The 18,476-nt window shown below is 33.9% G+C and carries 17 protein-coding genes and 3 pseudogenes; 19 read left to right on the top strand and 1 reads right to left on the bottom strand.

What is annotated here, in order from left to right; genetic code table 11:
- Positions 1–35: 35 nt before the first annotated feature.
- Positions 36–1,080 (bottom strand): annotated as a pseudogene (locus tag THEWI_RS07925) (IS30 family transposase).
- A 206-nt stretch (positions 1,081–1,286) separates the two neighbouring features.
- On the opposite strand from THEWI_RS07925, the gene nrdR reads away from it, so the two are divergent.
- From nrdR to spoIVA, 19 genes and pseudogenes are all read left to right on the top strand, one after another.
- Positions 1,287–1,754, top strand: a complete 468-nt coding sequence (nrdR, locus tag THEWI_RS07920) for a transcriptional regulator NrdR (RefSeq protein WP_014063042.1) — start codon at positions 1,287–1,289, stop codon at positions 1,752–1,754.
- A gap of 60 nt (positions 1,755–1,814) precedes the next feature.
- A complete protein-coding gene (locus THEWI_RS07915; RefSeq protein ID WP_003871120.1) occupies positions 1,815–2,519 on the top strand; it encodes a winged helix-turn-helix domain-containing protein in 705 nt (234 codons plus the stop codon).
- Positions 2,519–3,888 (top strand): annotated as a pseudogene (gene pnpS, locus THEWI_RS07910) (two-component system histidine kinase PnpS). The gene THEWI_RS07915 and the pseudogene pnpS overlap by 1 nt, the downstream one beginning before the upstream one ends.
- A gap of 80 nt (positions 3,889–3,968) precedes the next feature.
- Positions 3,969–4,841 carry a phosphate ABC transporter substrate-binding protein gene (locus THEWI_RS07905; protein ID WP_014063040.1) on the top strand — a complete coding sequence of 291 codons (873 nt, stop codon included), beginning with the start codon at positions 3,969–3,971 and terminating at the stop codon, positions 4,839–4,841.
- Positions 4,842–5,034: 193 nt separating this feature from the next.
- Positions 5,035–5,934, top strand: a complete 900-nt coding sequence (pstC, locus tag THEWI_RS07900; RefSeq protein WP_014063039.1) for a phosphate ABC transporter permease subunit PstC — start codon at positions 5,035–5,037, stop codon at positions 5,932–5,934.
- Positions 5,931–6,818, top strand: coding sequence for a phosphate ABC transporter permease PstA (gene pstA / locus THEWI_RS07895; RefSeq protein WP_006570260.1), 888 nt, complete (start codon positions 5,931–5,933; stop codon positions 6,816–6,818). Before pstC ends, pstA begins: the two co-directional genes overlap by 4 nt.
- A gap of 41 nt (positions 6,819–6,859) precedes the next feature.
- Positions 6,860–7,609, top strand: a complete 750-nt coding sequence (gene pstB, locus THEWI_RS07890; protein ID WP_003871115.1) for a phosphate ABC transporter ATP-binding protein PstB — start codon at positions 6,860–6,862, stop codon at positions 7,607–7,609.
- 13 nt (positions 7,610–7,622) lie between these two features.
- Entirely contained in the window at positions 7,623–8,276 is a 654-nt protein-coding gene (gene phoU, locus THEWI_RS07885) for a phosphate signaling complex protein PhoU (RefSeq protein WP_003871114.1), read from the top strand.
- A gap of 101 nt (positions 8,277–8,377) precedes the next feature.
- The gene (locus THEWI_RS07880) at positions 8,378–9,082 is read left to right on the top strand and encodes a DUF1614 domain-containing protein (RefSeq protein ID WP_004401352.1); all 705 of its coding nucleotides are present in this window, start codon (positions 8,378–8,380) and stop codon (positions 9,080–9,082) included.
- The gene (gene spoIIP, locus THEWI_RS07875; protein WP_014063038.1) at positions 9,060–10,205 is read left to right on the top strand and encodes a stage II sporulation protein P; all 1,146 of its coding nucleotides are present in this window, start codon (positions 9,060–9,062) and stop codon (positions 10,203–10,205) included. Before THEWI_RS07880 ends, spoIIP begins: the two co-directional genes overlap by 23 nt.
- Positions 10,202–11,107: a YIEGIA family protein gene (locus tag THEWI_RS07870; protein WP_003871111.1), complete on the top strand. Its 906-nt coding sequence runs from the start codon at positions 10,202–10,204 to the stop codon at positions 11,105–11,107. The genes spoIIP and THEWI_RS07870 overlap by 4 nt, the downstream gene beginning before the upstream one ends.
- Positions 11,108–11,116: 9 nt before the next feature.
- Positions 11,117–11,320 (top strand): capping complex subunit for YIEGIA, encoded by a 204-nt coding sequence (locus tag THEWI_RS07865; RefSeq protein WP_003871110.1) that lies wholly within the window; start codon positions 11,117–11,119, stop codon positions 11,318–11,320.
- A gap of 9 nt (positions 11,321–11,329) precedes the next feature.
- Positions 11,330–11,760: pseudogene (locus THEWI_RS07860) on the top strand (DUF3189 family protein).
- A 12-nt stretch (positions 11,761–11,772) separates the two neighbouring features.
- Entirely contained in the window at positions 11,773–12,237 is a 465-nt protein-coding gene (locus THEWI_RS07855) for a DUF3189 family protein (RefSeq protein ID WP_003867953.1), read from the top strand.
- Positions 12,238–12,295: 58 nt separating this feature from the next.
- A complete protein-coding gene (locus tag THEWI_RS07850) occupies positions 12,296–13,612 on the top strand; it encodes a DUF512 domain-containing protein (RefSeq protein ID WP_014063037.1) in 1,317 nt (438 codons plus the stop codon).
- A gap of 5 nt (positions 13,613–13,617) precedes the next feature.
- Positions 13,618–14,937, top strand: a complete 1,320-nt coding sequence (der, locus tag THEWI_RS07845) for a ribosome biogenesis GTPase Der (RefSeq protein WP_004401360.1) — start codon at positions 13,618–13,620, stop codon at positions 14,935–14,937.
- Positions 14,938–14,956: 19 nt separating this feature from the next.
- Positions 14,957–15,553 carry a glycerol-3-phosphate 1-O-acyltransferase PlsY gene (gene plsY, locus THEWI_RS07840; RefSeq protein WP_014063036.1) on the top strand — a complete coding sequence of 199 codons (597 nt, stop codon included), beginning with the start codon at positions 14,957–14,959 and terminating at the stop codon, positions 15,551–15,553.
- Between the two features lie 15 nt (positions 15,554–15,568).
- Positions 15,569–16,561 (top strand): NAD(P)H-dependent glycerol-3-phosphate dehydrogenase, encoded by a 993-nt coding sequence (locus tag THEWI_RS07835; protein ID WP_014063035.1) that lies wholly within the window; start codon positions 15,569–15,571, stop codon positions 16,559–16,561.
- 414 nt (positions 16,562–16,975) lie between these two features.
- A complete protein-coding gene (gene spoIVA / locus THEWI_RS07830) occupies positions 16,976–18,454 on the top strand; it encodes a stage IV sporulation protein A (protein ID WP_014063034.1) in 1,479 nt (492 codons plus the stop codon).
- The last annotated feature ends 22 nt before the right edge of the window (positions 18,455–18,476 follow it).

Below are 18,476 nucleotides of genomic sequence, written 5' to 3'. Positions count from 1 at the left end.
TCACGAGCGAGCTCTATACTTTATAAGAGATGGGCTTAACAGATTTTTGCCAGTTCCTCATAAAAGCATTCTTTAGGTGTTTTATAATTTAACAATTTTCGTGGAAGGTTATTAAGCCAATTTTCTACTCTCTTTATCGTATCTATAGATAAATCTTTAATACTTTTTCCTTTAGGGATAAAACGTCGTATAAGACCATTATGTCGTTCATTCGTAGCTCTTTCCCAAGATGAATATGGATGTGTATAATATACTTCTACCCCATATTCTAAAAGAGTACTTTCTAAATCACTAAACTCTGTACCATTATCAGATGTTATGGTTTTAAATACTTTGTTTAAATTATCACCAAATATATCTTTTAATTTTGATAGTGCATCTTTAACAGATTTGCTGTCTTTTGCATCTAAAAGAAATATTATTTCATGGCGAGTCTTACGCTCTGTTAATGTCAAAAGGACCTTGTCATTAGACTTCTTGCCAATTAACGTATCTATTTCCCAATGTCCAAAAACTTCACGGCTTTCAACTTCTTTAGGCCTAAAATCAATACTTTTACCCATAATACGTTTATTTTTACGGTTTTGCTTCTTCCTTGGTTTTAAACGTAGTTTTAAAGGTAAATCAATGTTTTTAACTTTTTAATAATCCTCTATCTATATAGTTGTAGAGTGTTTTAGTACAAACAATGGTTTTATTATTCCAGCTTGGGTCCTTCTTACAATAACCTACAACTGCATCCGGCGACCATTTTTCATGTAATATTTTATTTTCAGCATATTTCAAAAAATCTTCTGCTTTAGCTGCTTTAAATTTAGCTCCACAATTTGAACGATTTTTTTCGTAGACAGCCTGACCAGTTTCAGGGAAATAGCTTGTATAAGAAGACAAATCACTTCTAAGTTGTGTAGTAGTTCCACGTTTAATTTCACGGCTTATGGTACTTGGAGATCGATTAAGTTTTTTAGCAATATACCGAATACTCCTTCCTTCCTTGAGTAATGCATAGATTTCTCCTCGTTCATAGCTACTTAAGTGTTTAAAAGAACGCTTTTTTGTGGTACAATTATTATGAACCATAGTGAAAATCCTCCTTGTATGATGTTGATTTGACACCTATATCATACATGATTTTCACTATGGTTTCTATTTTTTTATCTGTTGCATTTAATTATACAACTAACCAATATTAGTAGATTTTAAAGATAGAGAAGCTTAAGTTTGACTAATGAAAACAAGTTTATTATAATTTTATTAAACAATTAAGAATTGTTGGAGGTAATAAGATGAAATGCCCTTATTGTGGGTATCCAGATTCAAAAGTTATTGATTCTCGACCTACAGACGATAACACTTCTATAAGGAGAAGAAGGGAATGTTTAAAATGTGGGAAGAGATTTACTACTTATGAGAAAGTAGAACAATTGCCTATACTTGTAATAAAAAAAGACAATCGCCGAGAAGTCTATGACAGAGATAAAATATTAAAAGGCATGATAAAAGCTTGCGAAAAAAGGCCCGTGCCTATAAAGGTCTTAGAAGAAATTACAGATGAAATTGACAAAAGAATAATAAATTCAATGGAAAGGGAAATAACCTCCACCGAAATCGGAGAAATGGTAATGGAAAAACTTAAAAATGTAGATGAAGTAGCTTATGTCAGATTTGCTTCTGTTTATAGGCAGTTTAAAGACATAAATACTTTTATGGATGAACTTAAGAAACTTCTTAAAGAGAATGAGACAAAAAAGTAAAGACATAATTTTATTTTTTGTTTCAAATGTGTACAAGCCATATTATCTGGAGGTGTCAAAATGGCCCATACGGTTTTGGTTATAGAAGATGAAATTCATATATTGGAACTTTTAAGATACAACTTGGAAGCAGCAGGATACAAAGTTATTACTTCGGAAAATGGAAAAGAAGGCTTGGATAAAGCACTTGAAGGAAAACCTGATTTGGTTATATTAGATTTGATGTTGCCAGATGTGGATGGACTGGAAATATGTAAAATTTTAAAAAAGAATGATGAAACGAAAAATATACCGATAATAATGTTAACAGCAAAAAGCGAAGAATTTGATAAAGTATTGGGATTGGAGTTGGGAGCAGATGATTATATAACAAAGCCTTTCAGCGTAAGAGAATTGTTAGCTCGAATTAAAGCCGTTCTTCGGCGAACCCAACAACCAGAAGAAGAAAAAGAAGGAATAATAAAATTTGGTGATATAGTTATAGATACTGGAAAGCATTTGGTTTATAAAAAAGGGAAAGTCTTAGAATTGACTTTAAAAGAGTTTGAGCTTTTAAAACTTTTGTCTCAAAATATGGGTAAAGTATTAACTAGAGACTATCTTTTAGACAAAGTATGGGGATATGAATATGCTGGAGAAACTCGAACTGTTGATGTCCATATCAGACATTTAAGAAAAAAGATAGAAGACGATGATAAATCTCCTGTGTATATTGAAACTGTAAGAGGAATTGGATATAAGCTAAAAGATAAAGGTGAAGTGTGATGCTAAAGAATTCCTATTATAAATTGTTTTTTATAAACCTACTTGGAATTTTAATAGTCGCCATATTTTTTTAGGCTATGTTCCAACGGCCAAATTTATTTTTACTATTTTATTAGGAATTTTTGTAACAGGTTTTTTAAGTTATAGATTTATACGAAATATAGTAGAGCCCATAAAAGAAATAACTGAAATTACAAAGGATATTGCAAATGGTATATACAGTCATGAACTTGAAAGCAATTCTATTGATGAAATAAAAGAACTTTCTCTTGCAGTAAATTCTATGTCTTATAAATTAAAAGAAACGATAGAGGAATTAAATGACAGAAATGCAAAATTAGAAGCCATTTTAAAAAGTATAGTAAATGGGGTTATCGCTTTTGATGATAATGAGAAAATATTACTTATAAATGATGCTGCGAGGAAAATTCTAAATATAAAAGAGAAAGATTTAATTGGAAGACATATCTTAGAAGTTGTAAGAAATAGTAAATTACATGACCTTTTTGAAGATGTTAAGAAAAATAAAAATTCCTCTTCCAGAAGTTTAGAACTAAACGTTTTCAACAAACACCTCAAAGTGTATACCAGTCCAATTCTTCATCCAATTTCCCATCAAAATTTAGGTTTTGTGTTGATAATAGATGATATTACAGAAATGAGAAGATTGGAAAAAATAAGAAGCGAATTTGTTGCAAATGTGTCCCATGAGCTAAGAACTCCTTTGACTTCTATTAGAGGCTTTATTGAAACTTTAAGAAATGGTGCTATTGAGAATCCTGAAGCAAGAGATAAATTTTTAGATATAATTGATTTTGAGTCTGAAAGACTTACAAGACTTATAAACGATATACTCACTCTTTCTGAAATAGAAAATGTTAAAGAAGGTTATCCGACAGAAGAAATAGAATTAGATAATGAGATAGAGGATATATTATATATAATGGACAAGGTCGCGAGAAATAAAAATATAACGTTGAAAAAAGATTTAAATTGTACTGATTTGGTGATAAATACTAATAAAGATAGATTTCATCAGATGATGATCAATTTAATAGATAACGGTATAAAATACACTCCAGAGGGAGGATTTGTAAAAGTATCTACCAGAGAAGAGGGGGATAAAATAATTATTGAAGTAGAAGACAACGGTATTGGTATTTCAAAAGAAAATATTCCTCGGCTTTTTGAGAGATTTTATCGAGTTGACAAAAGTCGCTCAAGAAAATTAGGTGGTACAGGATTGGGACTTGCTATAGTTAAACATATCGTGGAATATATGAAAGGGGAAATTTTTGTAGAAAGTGAAGTGGGGAGAGGTACAAAATTTATTATAAAATTCAACAAAGCTGATTTAACAAAGACTTAACAATATCTTAATATTGACTTTACAATAGACTGTTACAATGTAGTTGTACAAAAAATTTAAGGAATTTTGGAGGTGCTTCAATGTTAAATAGTCGATTTGCGAAAGTTGCTATTGCAGTACTGTTAATTGCAAGTTTTTTTACTTTTGCTGCGTGTGGCTCAAAACAACCTCAAAGTGCAGATTCTGGTAACCTTTCAGGTAATATAACAATTGCTGGTTCTACAGCGTTACAGCCATTGGCTGAACAAGTTGCTAGAATGTTTATGGAAAAATATCCTAATGTAGCGATAACAGTGCAAGGCGGTGGCAGTGGTACAGGATTGACACAAGTAGTTCAAGGGGCAATTGATATTGGAAATTCTGATATTTTTGCTGAAGAAAAATTAGATGCCAACACAGCCAAATCTTTAGTAGATCATAAAGTTGCGGTTGCAGGTTTTGCTGTAGTTGTTAATAAAGATGTTACAGTTGATAATTTAACTCAACAGCAATTAATAGACATTTTTACAGGGAAAATAACAAATTGGAAAGACGTTGGCGGACCAGATATGAAAATAGTTATTATTAATAGACCTGCAAGTTCAGGAACTCGTGCTACATTCAAGAAAGTGGTATTAAAGGGACAAGAAGAAGCTCAAGGTTTTGCTTTGACAGAGGATTCATCAGGTGCAGTTAAAAAAGCAGTTGCTGACACAAAAGGAGCTATAAGTTATCTTGCTTTATCCTACGTGGATGATACTGTTAAAGCTCTAAAATATGAGGGAGTAGAACCAACGGCCCAAAACATAATAGATGGCAAGTATCCAATTTGGTCGTACGAGCATATGTATACAAAAGGAGAACCAACAGGAGCAGCCAAAGCTTTCTTAGATTTCATGATGTCAGATGAAGTGCAGAAAGGACCTCTTACTAAGTTGGGATTTATCCCTGTTACTGAAATGAAAACAAAATAAAGTAAAAAATGGGAGCTGGTTTATTTTCCAGCTCCTTTTTAAGGCGAGAAATAATGGAAATTTGTAAAAAAACGAATAAATTTAACATAGATTTAACATAAATTTAACATAGATTTAATGAATGTTTTTTTTAAGTTGTTATCATGAAATGAGTGTGATTATTGTATTAGATTTTCTCAAACGGGGGATGGGTATGACAGTTGATAAAAAATATGAAAGCAAGCGAAAAGTGGCTGACATATTTGGAAGAGTTATCGTTTTCATCTCTGCTTTATTGTTAATAATTATTACTGTTTCACTATTTTTATTTGTGACATCTAAAGGCCTTTCTACTTTCATAAAAGATGGCATCTCGATAAAAGAGTTTTTGTTTTCTACCACTTGGAATCCGGATAGAGAGGTACCTGCTGTCGGGTCTTTGCAATTTATAATAGGGTCTATTCTTGTTTCTGCTTTTGCAATTATGATAAGTGCACCTCTGGGAGTTTCCTCTGCAATTTTTATGGTAGAGATTGAAAAAAAATTAGGACAAAAAATATTGCAACCAGCTATTGAGATTTTTGTTGGTATTCCCTCTGTCGTATACGGATGGGTTGGTCTTACTGTATTAGTTCCTTTTATAAGTAAACATTTTGGGGGATTGGGCTTTAGTTTATTGGCAGGTATATTAGTCCTTACCATTATGACGCTTCCAACAATTACTAGTGTTAGTACTGATGCTATAAGGTCATTACCTGTGGAAATAAGAGAAGCCAGTTATGCTCTTGGGGCGACAAGATGGCAGACAATACGACATGTTGTCATTCCTGCTGCGAAATCGGGAATTTTAACAGCAATTATTTTGGGTTTGGCAAGGGCTTTTGGAGAAGCTTTGGCAGTTCAAATGGTTATAGGTAATCGTCCAGTTATTCCCAAATCTTTTTTAGAGCCTATGAGCACTATAACCTCTATTATTACAATGGACATGGCAAATACAGTAATGGGTTCTGTGTGGAATGATGCACTTTGGTCTTTAGCATTACTGCTTCTCATAATATCTTTTACTTTTATCATTATTATCAAATTAGTTGGCAGGAGGGGAATGTATAAATGAAATCCAAGCTGTATGACAAAATAGCGACTATATATTTCTATGCTGTTGCTGTGTTTTTAATCTTGTTTTTGGTTTCATTAATAAGTTATATATTATATCAAGGGAGAACTAAACTCAATATAGATTTTTTAACTTCCCCTCCAAAATTTATGGAAGCAGGAGGAGGCATAGGGCCACAGCTTTTTAATTCGTTAGAATTATTAATAATAACTTTGATAATTTCTGTTCCTATAGGCTTAGGTGCAGGAATCTATATGGCAGAGTATGCAAAGCCAGGTTTATTAACAGAACTTATAAGATTGTCAGTAGAAACTTTATCTTCAATGCCTTCTATTGTAGTAGGTCTTTTTGGACTTTTAGTGTTTGTAACTATGACTGGATGGGGTTATTCCCTCATTGCAGGAGCTCTTGCTCTTACGGTGTTAAATCTTCCTGTAATGACAAGAGTAAGTGAAGATTCAATTAGAAGTGTGCCTAATAGTTTGCGAGAGGCAAGTTACGCTTTAGGTTCCACAAAATGGCAAACAATTGTAAAAGTTGTAGTGCCTGCTGCAATGCCTGGAATTATAACCGGGATAATTTTAACTGCTGGAAGAATTTTTGGAGAAGCTGCTGCTTTATTGTATACTGCAGGTATGAGCAGCCCTGCCTTGAATTTTTCAAACTTAAATCCTTCAAGTCCTACCTCGCCTTTAAATATCTTTAGACCTGCAGAGACTTTAGCTGTTTATATTTGGAAGGTAAATAGTGAGGGGTTAGCACCTGATGCAAGACAGATTGCAGACGGTGCAGCAGCAGTTTTATTGCTAATGGTATTGATTTTCAACATCCTTGCTAGATGGTTAGGAAGTACATTATATAAAAGAATGACAGGCGAAAAATAAAATGGTATAATATAGCTAATAGGAAGGGGAATGACTGACAAATGAAAAAAATAGAGGTCAGAGAGTTGGACTTATTTTATGGTGAGGTCCAGGCCCTTAAAAAAATAAATTTGGATGTAGAAGCAAATAGTGTTTTGGCACTTATAGGTCCGTCTGGTTGTGGGAAATCTACCTTTATTCGTACTTTAAACAGGATGAACGATCTTATAGAAGGGGTCAAAATAAATGGAACAGTTTTGCTAGATGGACAAGACTTATACAAAGAGGTAGATGTTATTGAACTTAGAAAAAAAGTAGGAATGGTTTTCCAAAAACCAAATCCTTTTCCTATGACTGTTTACGACAATGTAGCATATGGACCTAGAATCCATGGTATAAAAGACAAAAAAAAGTTAAATGAAATTGTTGAAAAAAGTTTAAAAGCTGCAGCTTTATGGGATGAAGTAAAAGATAGGCTTCATAAGTCGGCTCTTAGTTTATCTGGAGGTCAACAACAAAGGCTTTGCATTGCTAGGACATTGGCAGTAGAGCCAGAAGTAATTTTGATGGATGAGCCTACATCTGCGTTAGACCCTATTTCTACTATGAAAATAGAGGAATTAATTGAGGAACTTAAAAATAAATATACAATAATAATAGTAACTCACAATATGCAACAGGCAGGAAGAGTGTCTGATTATACTGCGTTTTTCCTAAATGGTGAATTAATTGAAAGTGGACCAACAGATCAAGTATTTTATAATCCTAAAGATAAAAGAACAGAAGATTACATTACTGGTAGATTCGGTTAAAGGAGGTGACACAGTGAATCGCACCCATTTTGAAAAAGAATTAGAGGAACTCCATTATGACGTATTGAAAATGGGTAGCCTTGTAGAAGAGGCCATAGCAAATGCCATTGCTTCTTTAGTAAACCATGATACAGAATTAGCTCAGAAAGTTATAGATGACGATGACAGGATAGACAAAATAGAAGTAGAAATTGATAATAAGTGTGCAAAAATCATGGTCACACAGCAGCCGATTGCAAGGGATTTGAGAATAGTTTTGACGGGCCTTAAAATTGTTACAGATTTAGAAAGAATGGCAGATCATGCAGTAGATATAGCAAAGACTACGTTGCGGATTGCTCATCAAAAGTATATAAAACCTTTAATCGATATTCCTAGAATGGCAGAAATTGTAAGAGAAATGGTCAAAATGTCTTTGGATTCCTACGTACGACAAGATTTAGAGCTGGCAAGAGCTATTGGCGAAAAAGACGATATAGTAGATGCTCTTTACAAACAGATTTTTAGAGAACTTTTGACATATATGATGGAAGACCCTAGAAACATTGACCAGGCAACTCAATTTTTGTTTGTTGCTCGTTATCTTGAAAGAATTGCTGACCATGCAACTAATATATGTGAATGGGTAATCTACCTAGATACCGGTGAACATATAGATTTAAATTGAAATGCAAAAAGCGCTCACTCGAAGAAGTGAGCGTTTTTTGCATATTTTTTTTGCATTGTGTAAAACATATTTTTAAGAAAAAAAGTTAAGGAGTGATTTTGATGCCATTAAGTTATATTTTGCTTTCTATTACAGGATTGGTCGTTTTGTTTGGATTTGCCCATAGAGTATTAGATAGGATGAAAATGACAGATACTTGGGCTTTTTTAGTGATAATTGGGATGATTATAGGGACTTTGATACCTAATATTCCTATAACCAAAACTGTGTCTATAAACATAGGTGGAGCTGCTATTCCTATAGCAGTATGTGTGTATCTTTTTTTGAGAGCAGAAAGTACCAGAGAAAGAGTAAATGCAGTTGTAGTATCAATTGTTACAGGAATAGCTGTTTTTATTGCAGGGCGAATACTTCCTGCAGAACCTGAAGCCATGATTATTGAGCCTAAGTATATTTATGGTATTGTTGGAGGTTTAATCGCGTATCTTTTTTCACGTTCGAGAAGAAGTGCTTTTATTGCAGGAGTGATGGGAATAATGCTGGCAAATGTGATGCAGGCAGTTTCAAACTACTTGACAGGGACAAGAGGAGCAGTACCCATAGGAGGAGCTGGATTTTTTGATTCGGTAGTTATATCTATGATAATTGCCGTGTTTTTGTCTGAAATAATTGGGGAAACAAGAGAAAAAATACAAGGAGGTACTTCTAAAAAGCATCTTGAACCCAGGGAGGGTATGGCTAGCAGCCTGATAGATACTAACAAAAAAGAAGAGGGTGATAAAAATGAACAAAAAGAAGATGAATAAAGTTACAATATTAATCTTATTGATTATTGTGTTTTTATCTTTTGCTTTTAGCAGTTATGCAGAGAAGCAGGCTGAATTACAACCTGATTATTACACAGTGTATGATGCAAAGACAAATAAAGTGCTTTTCAGGACTGCAATGGAGGTTTATAAAGGGGATAGATATTTATCAGGGGATAATAAATTGTATGAAGTGTTCACAGTGGATAAAAATGAAAATATAGCTTATGCAAAGTATTTGCGAACAGAAAAACTTCCAGATGTTAACATAGAAGAAATTTCACAAGCAATGGCAGTAGCAGAAAATACTGGTGAAAAGAGAGTGGCGATATATTCTACCCACAGTGATGAATCATATCTTCCTTCAGATGGCGCTGCAAGTATCAATGGACATGGCGGGATATATAAAGTAGATGCCGCCTTACAAAAAGCTTTAGAGGCAAAAGGAGTCACAGTCAAAGTGGACAGGACTTTGTATTTACCGCATGATGCTATGGCATACAGCCGGTCAAGAACTGGAGTAGTCAAACTTTTAAAGGATTTTAAACCGGACTTACTTTTGGATGTCCATAGAGATGCAGTCCCTTTCAAAGAATATATACGAAAAATTGCAGGGAAGAATGCTACAGGCGTAAGAATTGTCATAGGACGGAACAACCCTAATTTAAAAGCAAATCAGCAATTAGCCTATAGGATAAAAGCTATTGCGGATAAGACATATCCAAACATGATCAAGGATGTATTTTTTGGACAAGGAGATTTCAATCAAGATTTGACTCCAAACTCTTTGTTGTTAGAATTTGGCACTTATTCTCACACAAGAGAAAGAGCAGAAGTTTCAGCTTCTTTAATAGCAGACATATTGACAAAAGCTTTATATGGTTCCGATGAACAAAAACAAGTAGGTACAGTTACAAAAACTCAAAAGCCGTTGCCAGGACAAAATAAAGCTGCAGGTACCGGAATATGGGTTTTGATTGGAGTTGTTGTAGTATCAGCAGTAGCTTTCATGTTTTTGAGTACTGGTGGGCGAGAGATGTATCACAAGTTTTCTAAAGCTACGCGCAAAGAATTTGCAAGTTATTTGGGTAAGTTTAGGAGAAAAAAAGGAGATGAGCCATGAGCATAAATCATGAATTGTATATCAATATTGTGGTTTGTGGAATTGCTTTGGGGACACTTGCCCGCTTTATATATTTAAGAGTGGACTATAGGCAGTATCCTACTTATCCTCAAGGTTATATGACTCATTTAACCTTAGGGATAATTTCAGCGGCTTTAGGAGCTTTTTCTGTGCCTGCATTAATTGAAAAACAGTACACTGCTGTCACCTTTTTAGCTTTGGCAGCACAACAATTTAAAGAAGTAAGAGAAATAGAGAGAGCCAGTTTAGAAAAAATGGAAGCAACAGAATTAGTTCCAAGAGGAGCAGCTTATATAGAAAATATAGCTAAAATTTTTGAAGCAAGAAACTATATTGCTATGGCAGTAGCTACTCTTACTTCTTTGGCAGTTTATCTTTCTAAAAGCGTTATAATAGGGACAATTGTGGGAGGACTAGCAATTTATTTGTCTCGTTATGTAATGAAAATTGCTTATATTAGAGATATTGCCGAAGTTCTTCCTTCAAAGATTGTTTTTAAAGGACCTTTATTGTGCGTTGAGGATGTGGTTTTAGCAGATATAGGTCTAAAAGAAGGAAGAGAAATAATAGAGAAATTTGGAATGGCTGTTATAATACGTCCGAAAGGATTGGATAGTTTAATTTCCATAAACAATTTGGGAATAAGACAGGCTATTCTCCATGAAGCTGCTAATCAATTGGGATTAAAAATGAATATTGATACTCCCGAATTAGCTCCTCTTACTATGAACAACAATGAAAATGGAGATATTATTGTAGTTATGGTAGCGATGAAGCCTGATATTGATGCTTTTGTGGAAATTATAAAGAATGTGCCAGCAATTGAAACTGTAAGAAAGTATCCTTCAAAGTCAAGGGGCGCGAGAAAAGCTGTTAATTGAGGTGATAGAATGGAAGTACATGTAACAGGATATATAATAGCAATAGTAGCTTTAAGAAAAGCAAAAGATAATGTCTTAAGTGGTACTGCACCCATCATTTATGTAGAAAATGAAGAAGAGCAGCAAAAGATTTCTATGTATTTGAGCAGAATTTTTAAGGCAGCCGTTCACGATCTTGAAAATGGAGTATTTATTTTAGTTAAACAATATTAGGTGGTATCTATGAAAGTAGTGTATTATAGCTATTATGGGTGCTATTCTTCTCCTATATGTGCATATCTTCATTTAAATGATAAATCCAAAATTGAAAAAGAGGAATTTTTTAAAATCCCTTTTTTGTTTCAAGTTGATTATGGACAAATGAGATTTATTGGGAAAGATAATAATCAAAATGAAGTGTTCATAATAGGAATGAAAAATTTTAGTGAAAATATCAAGAAAACTTTGTGTGATTTGATGGAAGTTTTTAAAATAAAAGAAGATATAATTTTTATAGATACTTCCCACTATGATGTAATTTTTTTAAAGTGCTGATGAATCTAAGAGGTAAGAAAATACTAACACAAACTATAGACAATTTTTTGTATAATTACTATTTGATGAGACACAAGAATATAAAAAGATTTGTAGAGAGATATAAAAAAATACTATGAGGTGGTAGGTTTGTGATTATTGTATATATGTGTTATGGAAGTGCTCACTCTTCTGTTGTAGCTGCTTCTATACACATAGGACTTTTACCTATTGACAGAGTGCCTACTTATGAAGAAATTGTTTCTCTTCCTCATTATGATAAAACTTCCAACGATGAAATTGGCACTCTTTTTTATATGGGTAAGGATGAATTTGGAAACTATGTGTACATTGTCGGTGCGAGAAATGGGCGAGAAATAGTGACAAAAGCTATTTACAGTTTTTTGTCTTTATATGGAATTTCTGAAAAAGATATATTAGTCGTAGATGCACTTCCTACCATAGGACTTACTACAAAGATTGGAGGTATTACGTCAAGGCGCTTAGGAATTATCTTTTTAGGTAGGCCTATAACGGTATATGGCATATTGAAAAAATACAACAATTTCGTAAAATTAGTAACAGATATTAAAACAAAGTTGCAAATAAGGTCTTGACGTATTGATAGGATTAATTCATAATTGAAAAGAGAGGAGTTAATTTAGGAGGAAAAATATGCATAAAATAAATATAAAAGATGTAATAAAAGGAAGTATAGCATGGGATTTAGATATACAAAAAGGAGACAAACTCATTACATTAAACGGAAAAGAAATAATTGATATAATAGATTATCGATATGAAGTGTCAAATGAGTTTATACAATTAGAAATTGAAAAGGCTACAGGAGAAAGATATATTTTTGAAGTGGAAAAAGACTATGATGAGGATTTAGGGTTAGTCTTTGAAGAAGACATAATTGACAGGCCAAAACATTGTAGAAATAAGTGTATTTTTTGCTTTATTGACCAGTTACCTAAAGGAGTCCGCAAATCTCTTTTATTTAAGGATGACGATTATAGGTTTTCCTTTTTACAAGGTAATTTTATTACTATGACTAATATGAGTGAAGAGGAAATTGCCAGGGTAATAAAATATAAGCTCTCTCCCTTATATGTTTCAATTCATGCCACTGATGATGATGTAAGAATGAAAATGATAAATAACCCGAATGCAAAAGGTATAATGGATAAATTAAAAAAACTTGTTGAGAACGGAATTGAGGTACATGGTCAAATCGTATTATGTCCAGAAATAAATGATGGTAAAATTCTTGACAGAACTATCAAGGATTTGTCAAGTCTATATCCTGGTGTAAAATCAATAGCAGTTGTTCCAGTAGGACTTACAGACCACAGAGAGAAACTTTATAAACTTAGAACTTTTACTAAAGAGGAAGCTAAAAATGTGGTCGAACAAGTATTTTCATGGCAAAAGAAATTAAAGAAAGAATTAGGTTCTTCTTTTGTTTTTTTGTCAGATGAGTTTTATGTGATGGCAGGTGTTACTATACCTTCTTATTATCATTACGAGGGTTTTCCTCAAATAGAAAATGGCGTAGGACTTATGGCATTGTTTAAACATCAATTTCAAAGGAGTCTAAAAAGATTAAAAGTGAAGAAAGGGAAAAATATAAACACCACCCCTTACATTATTGTTACAGGAATAGCTGCCTATAATTTTATGGAAGAAGTAGCGAAAGAATTAAGAAAAACAGGGTTTAATGTAAAAGTGGAGAAGATACACAATGAGTTTTTTGGTCACAATATCACAGTAGCTGGACTTGTGGTGGGGAAAGATATAATAAACCAATTAAAAGGTAAAATAAATGAGGAAGTTTTAGTTATTCCCGATGTCATGTTAAAGGAAAGTTCAAATGTTTTTCTTGATGATACTACTGTTGAAGAAATAGAAAGAGAACTGGGGACAAAAGTTATAGTTTCTGAAGTCGATGGGAGAAAATTTTTACAAAGGATACAGAGTGGAAGGTGATAGATATGGCAGGAGCAATGGTAAGTATTGTAGGTAGACCAAACGTGGGTAAATCTACTCTTTTTAATAAAATTATGGGAAAAAGAATTTCTATTGTGGAAGACAAACCAGGAGTTACAAGGGATAGAATATACGGCAATGCAGAATGGCTGGACAAAAAATTTATATTAGTAGACACAGGAGGATTAGACCCAAATGCTGAAGATATCCTCTTTTCAAAAGTCCGTTTACAAGTGGAAGCAGCAATTGATGCTTCCGACGTAATATTATTTTTAGTTGATGCAAAAGAAGGTTTAATGCCAGAAGATGAAGAAATAGCAAACATTTTAAGAAGAGCAAAAAAAGAAGTTATTTTGGTTTGCAACAAGGTGGACAGTTTTAAAGAAATGCCTCCTACTTATTATGACTTTTTTAGCCTTGGTTTAGGCAATCCCATTCCAATTTCAGCGTCAAATGGGTTGGGCATCGGAGAACTTTTAGACGAAGTAGTAAAAAAATTGCCACAGGAAGAGTTAGAATACACTGAAGAGACAATTAAAATTGCTGTTATTGGCAAACCTAATGTGGGGAAATCCTCACTAGTTAACAAAATATTAGGGGAAGAAAGGGTAATAGTCAGTAACATACCTGGCACTACACGGGATGCAATAGATACTCCTTTTTCAAAAGATGGGAAGAACTATGTTCTTATTGATACAGCAGGGATACGTAGAAAAAGTAGAATTAGCGAATCTATAGAAAGGTACAGCGTACTAAGAGCTTTAGCTGCAATTGAAAGGTCTGATATATGCCTTTTGATGATAGATGCTACAGAAGGTCCAACAGAACAGGACACTAAAATAGCAGGATATGCGTTTGAAAATGGAAAAGGAATCATCATAGTTGTTAATAAATGGGATGCAATAAAAAAAGATAATAATACTGTTAATGAGTATACTAAGATGGTAAGAGAAAAACTATCTTTTATATCTTTTGCTCCTATACTATTTATTTCAGCAAAAACAGGGCAAAGAGTACACAGAGTTTTAGAGACTGTAGATAAAGTATGGGAGGAATATAATAAAAGAATTACTACTGGTCTTTTAAATAATGTGCTAAATGAAGCTATGCTTATGTTTCCGCCACCTGCTGATAAGGGCAAACCATTAAAAGTATATTATACTTCACAAGTAGGAATTAAGCCGCCTTCTTTTGTAGTATTTGTCAATGAACCTGAGCTGATGCATTTTTCCTATTTAAGATTTATTGAGAATACATTAAGACAAAATTTTGGTTTTGAAGGAGTACCTGTTGTGATTTCTACGAGAAAAAGAGGGGAAAATTAAAAGGGAAAGGGGGGAAAATATGTACGCTGTTCTGACGGCCATCATTGCTTATTTGATTGGTTGCATAAACAATGCATATATTTTAACAAAATATACGCGAAAAATAGACATTCGCAATTATGGGAGTGGAAATGCGGGGGCTACTAATGTTTTAAGAGTATTAGGGTATAAAGCTGCGGCTCCTGTTTTTGCATTGGATGTGTTAAAAGGAGTAATAGCCGTATTAATCGGTAAGTATTTAATGGGTAATACTGGTGCTATGATTGCAGGAATAGCAGTGGTATGCGGTCATAACTGGCCTGTGTTTTTAAAATTTAGAGGTGGAAAAGGAATTGCTACAAGCGTTGGAGTTGTAATGACCGTAAGTCCTCTTTTAGGGCTCATAGCCTTAGCAATTGGGGTTACAGTAATTGTTTTGACAAAATACGTATCTTTAGGGTCCATAACAGGGTCGGTTACTTTTGTGCTTTTAAATGCAATCTTTTGGAATTCAACACAAATATTCATATTTTCGCTTATTCTGGCATTTTTAGCAATTTTCCAACACCGTTCTAATATAAAACGTTTGCTGGCGGGAACAGAATCCAAGCTGGGACAAAAGACGGAAATAAAATGAGAAAGGAAAGTGGTCATGAAAATATCAGTATTAGGTGCGGGAAGTTGGGGAACAGCTATAGCGATACACTTAAACCGACTTGGGCATCAAATTACATTGTGGATGAGAGATAAAAATCAGTTTGAGGAAATTGTGTCTACTCGTCACAATAAAAAATATCTTGATGTTGATATTCCTCAAGAAATTTCCATTACTACTGATTTAAAAGAGGCAGTAACTAACTCTGAAATAGTAGTAATTGCAGTACCTTCTCATGCTGTGAGAGAGATATCGGAAAAATTAAAAGAGGTAGTTGATAAAAACTTTATTGTGGTAAATCTTGCAAAGGGAATAGAGACTTCCACTTTAAAAAGAATGTCTGAAGTCATAAAAGAATATCTTTCAAATGATGTAGTTGTTTTGTCAGGTCCTAGTCATGCTGAGGAAGTAGTCAGGCAAATTCCTACAGCCTGTGTTTTAGCCTCTTTAAATGTTAAAGCCTGTGAAGTAGTGCAAGATGCCTTTATGGATGAAAACTTTAGGTTGTATATAAACAAGGACGTTGTGGGAGTGGAATTAGGAGGATCATTAAAGAATATTATAGCCTTGGGAGCTGGAATTTCAGACGGGCTTGGATTTGGCGATAATACCAAAGCTGCTCTTATGACAAGAGGTCTTGCGGAAATTACTCGTTTGGGTGTCGCGTTAGGTTCTGATCCGTTGACGTTTTTAGGTTTGGCAGGCGTAGGAGACCTCATTGTCACTTGTACCAGTATGCTTTCACGAAATAGAAGAGCAGGGATACTTATAGGTAAAGGTAAAAGTTTAGAAGAAGCATTAAAAGAGATAGGAATGGTAGTAGAAGGAGTTAATACTACAAAATCCGCCTACAAACTTTCTCAAATTCATAAAATAGAAATGCCAATAACTAAAGAAATTTATTCCATACTTTTTGAGGGTAAAAATCCCTATGAGGCTGTTTATAGCCTTATGACGAGAGATAAAAAACATGAATTGCACGGTATTTGATCTCCGGTTTTCCGGAGATTTTAGTTTGTTGACAAAGTTAAAAAAATATTCAAAGGAAATATTTTGCATCGTCGCTCCGGTGTTCCAAAGTGACAAAACTAAAGCTCGACCTTCAGGTTCCGGCAGGGTACCGGGCACAATCGGCATCCATGCCTTAAGGTGCCCGCCTTCGCCATCCATGGCTTCGGCCCTGCCTTCACCCTCGGTCTCGCTAAGTTTTGTTATCACTTTGTAACAAGTCGCTCCTTATGAAAAATATCTCCTTTACGAAAGTTTGCCTAAGGTTTGTGAACTCCGGTATTTCCGGAGATTTTATCATATTTCAATATTTTTTACATATAAATGTACTGTTAAAGCATATATATATGAGTGAGAAGAAAAGGATATGGGGATATAAAAAAGGAGGGAAATGGGTTGGAAAACTACGATATCTATAAAAATATTGCAGAAAGAACACAAGGGGATATCTACATAGGAGTAGTAGGCCCAGTGAGAACAGGTAAATCGACTTTTATTAAGCGATTTATGGACATATTGGTACTGCCATACATAGAAAATCTTCCCCAAAAAGAGAGAATAAAAGATGAATTGCCACAAAGTGCAGCAGGCAAAACCATAATGACTACTGAGCCTAAATTTGTTCCTGAAAAAGCGGTAGAGATAACAATTAATGAAAATACGAGGTTTAAAGTGAGATTAGTAGATTGTGTAGGATATATGGTTAAAGGTGCACTGGGATACATGGAAGGGGATAAGCCCCGCATGGTGTCTACTCCTTGGTATGATTATGAAATACCTTTTGAAGAAGCAGCAGAAATAGGAACAAAAAAAGTTATAAATGACCATTCTACAATAGGATTAGTGATTACCACTGATGGAAGCATAACCGACATACCGCGAGAAAATTATGTAGAAGCAGAAGAAAGGGTAGTAAAAGAATTAAAAGAATTGAATAAACCTTTTATAATAGTGCTAAATACAACTAATCCTCAAAGTCCCGAAACAATTAATTTAGCAAAAGAATTAGAGAAAAAATACGACGTACCTGTAGTTGTTTTAAATGTACTTAAAATGGAAATACCAGACATTCATGCGATTTTGGAAAAAGTCTTATTTGAATTTCCTATACGGGAGATTTCAATTGATTTGCCTAAATGGGTAGATGCTCTTGATAAAAGTCATTGGCTTAAGCAAAGTATAATGGAAACAGTAAAAGAAAATATAAAAGATTTGTTTAGATTAAGAGATATACCTAAGTTAGTTGGTGGTCTTAAAGCAAATGAAAACTTTTCTGAGGTGTTTATAAAAAAGATAACTCCAGGTGAAGGCTGTGCAAATGTTGAAATAAAAACCCAGGAAGGCTTATTCTTTAAGATATTAAGTGATGAAAGCGGACTTGAAATTCATGGTGATAAAGAATTAATGACAATGATGAGAGAATTGGCTTATGCAAAAAGACAGTATGATAGAGTTAAAGATGCTTTTTTACAAGCTGAAAAAACAGGTGTAGGAGTGGTACCTGCAAGCCTTGATGACATGAAGTTTGAAAAACCCGAAATAGTAAGGCAAGGTGGGAGATTTGCGGTAAGGCTTAGAGCTTCTGCTCCTTCATATCACATATTTAGAACTGATATTACGGCAGAAGTATCGCCAGTTGTAGGAACAGAAAAGCAAAGTGAAGATTTTGTAAAATATTTGACAGAACAGTTTGAGAGCGATCCAGAAAAAATTTGGGAATCTAACATTTTTGGCAAGACCTTGAGTGACCTTGTAAAAGAGGGAATGCAAAACAAGATTGGCACAATTCCCGAAAACTTAAGTCATAAACTGAGAGATACATTAGAAAGAGTGGTGAATGACAGCGGAGGCGGAATAATCTTTATAATCATTTAACTATTGATTTTTTCTTTTATCT

Source organism: Thermoanaerobacter wiegelii Rt8.B1 (genome assembly GCF_000147695.2).
GTDB lineage: Bacteria > Bacillota > Thermoanaerobacteria > Thermoanaerobacterales > Thermoanaerobacteraceae > Thermoanaerobacter > Thermoanaerobacter ethanolicus.
Note: the sequence above shows the minus strand (reverse complement) of the source record. Positions and strands in the feature narration are given on the sequence as shown.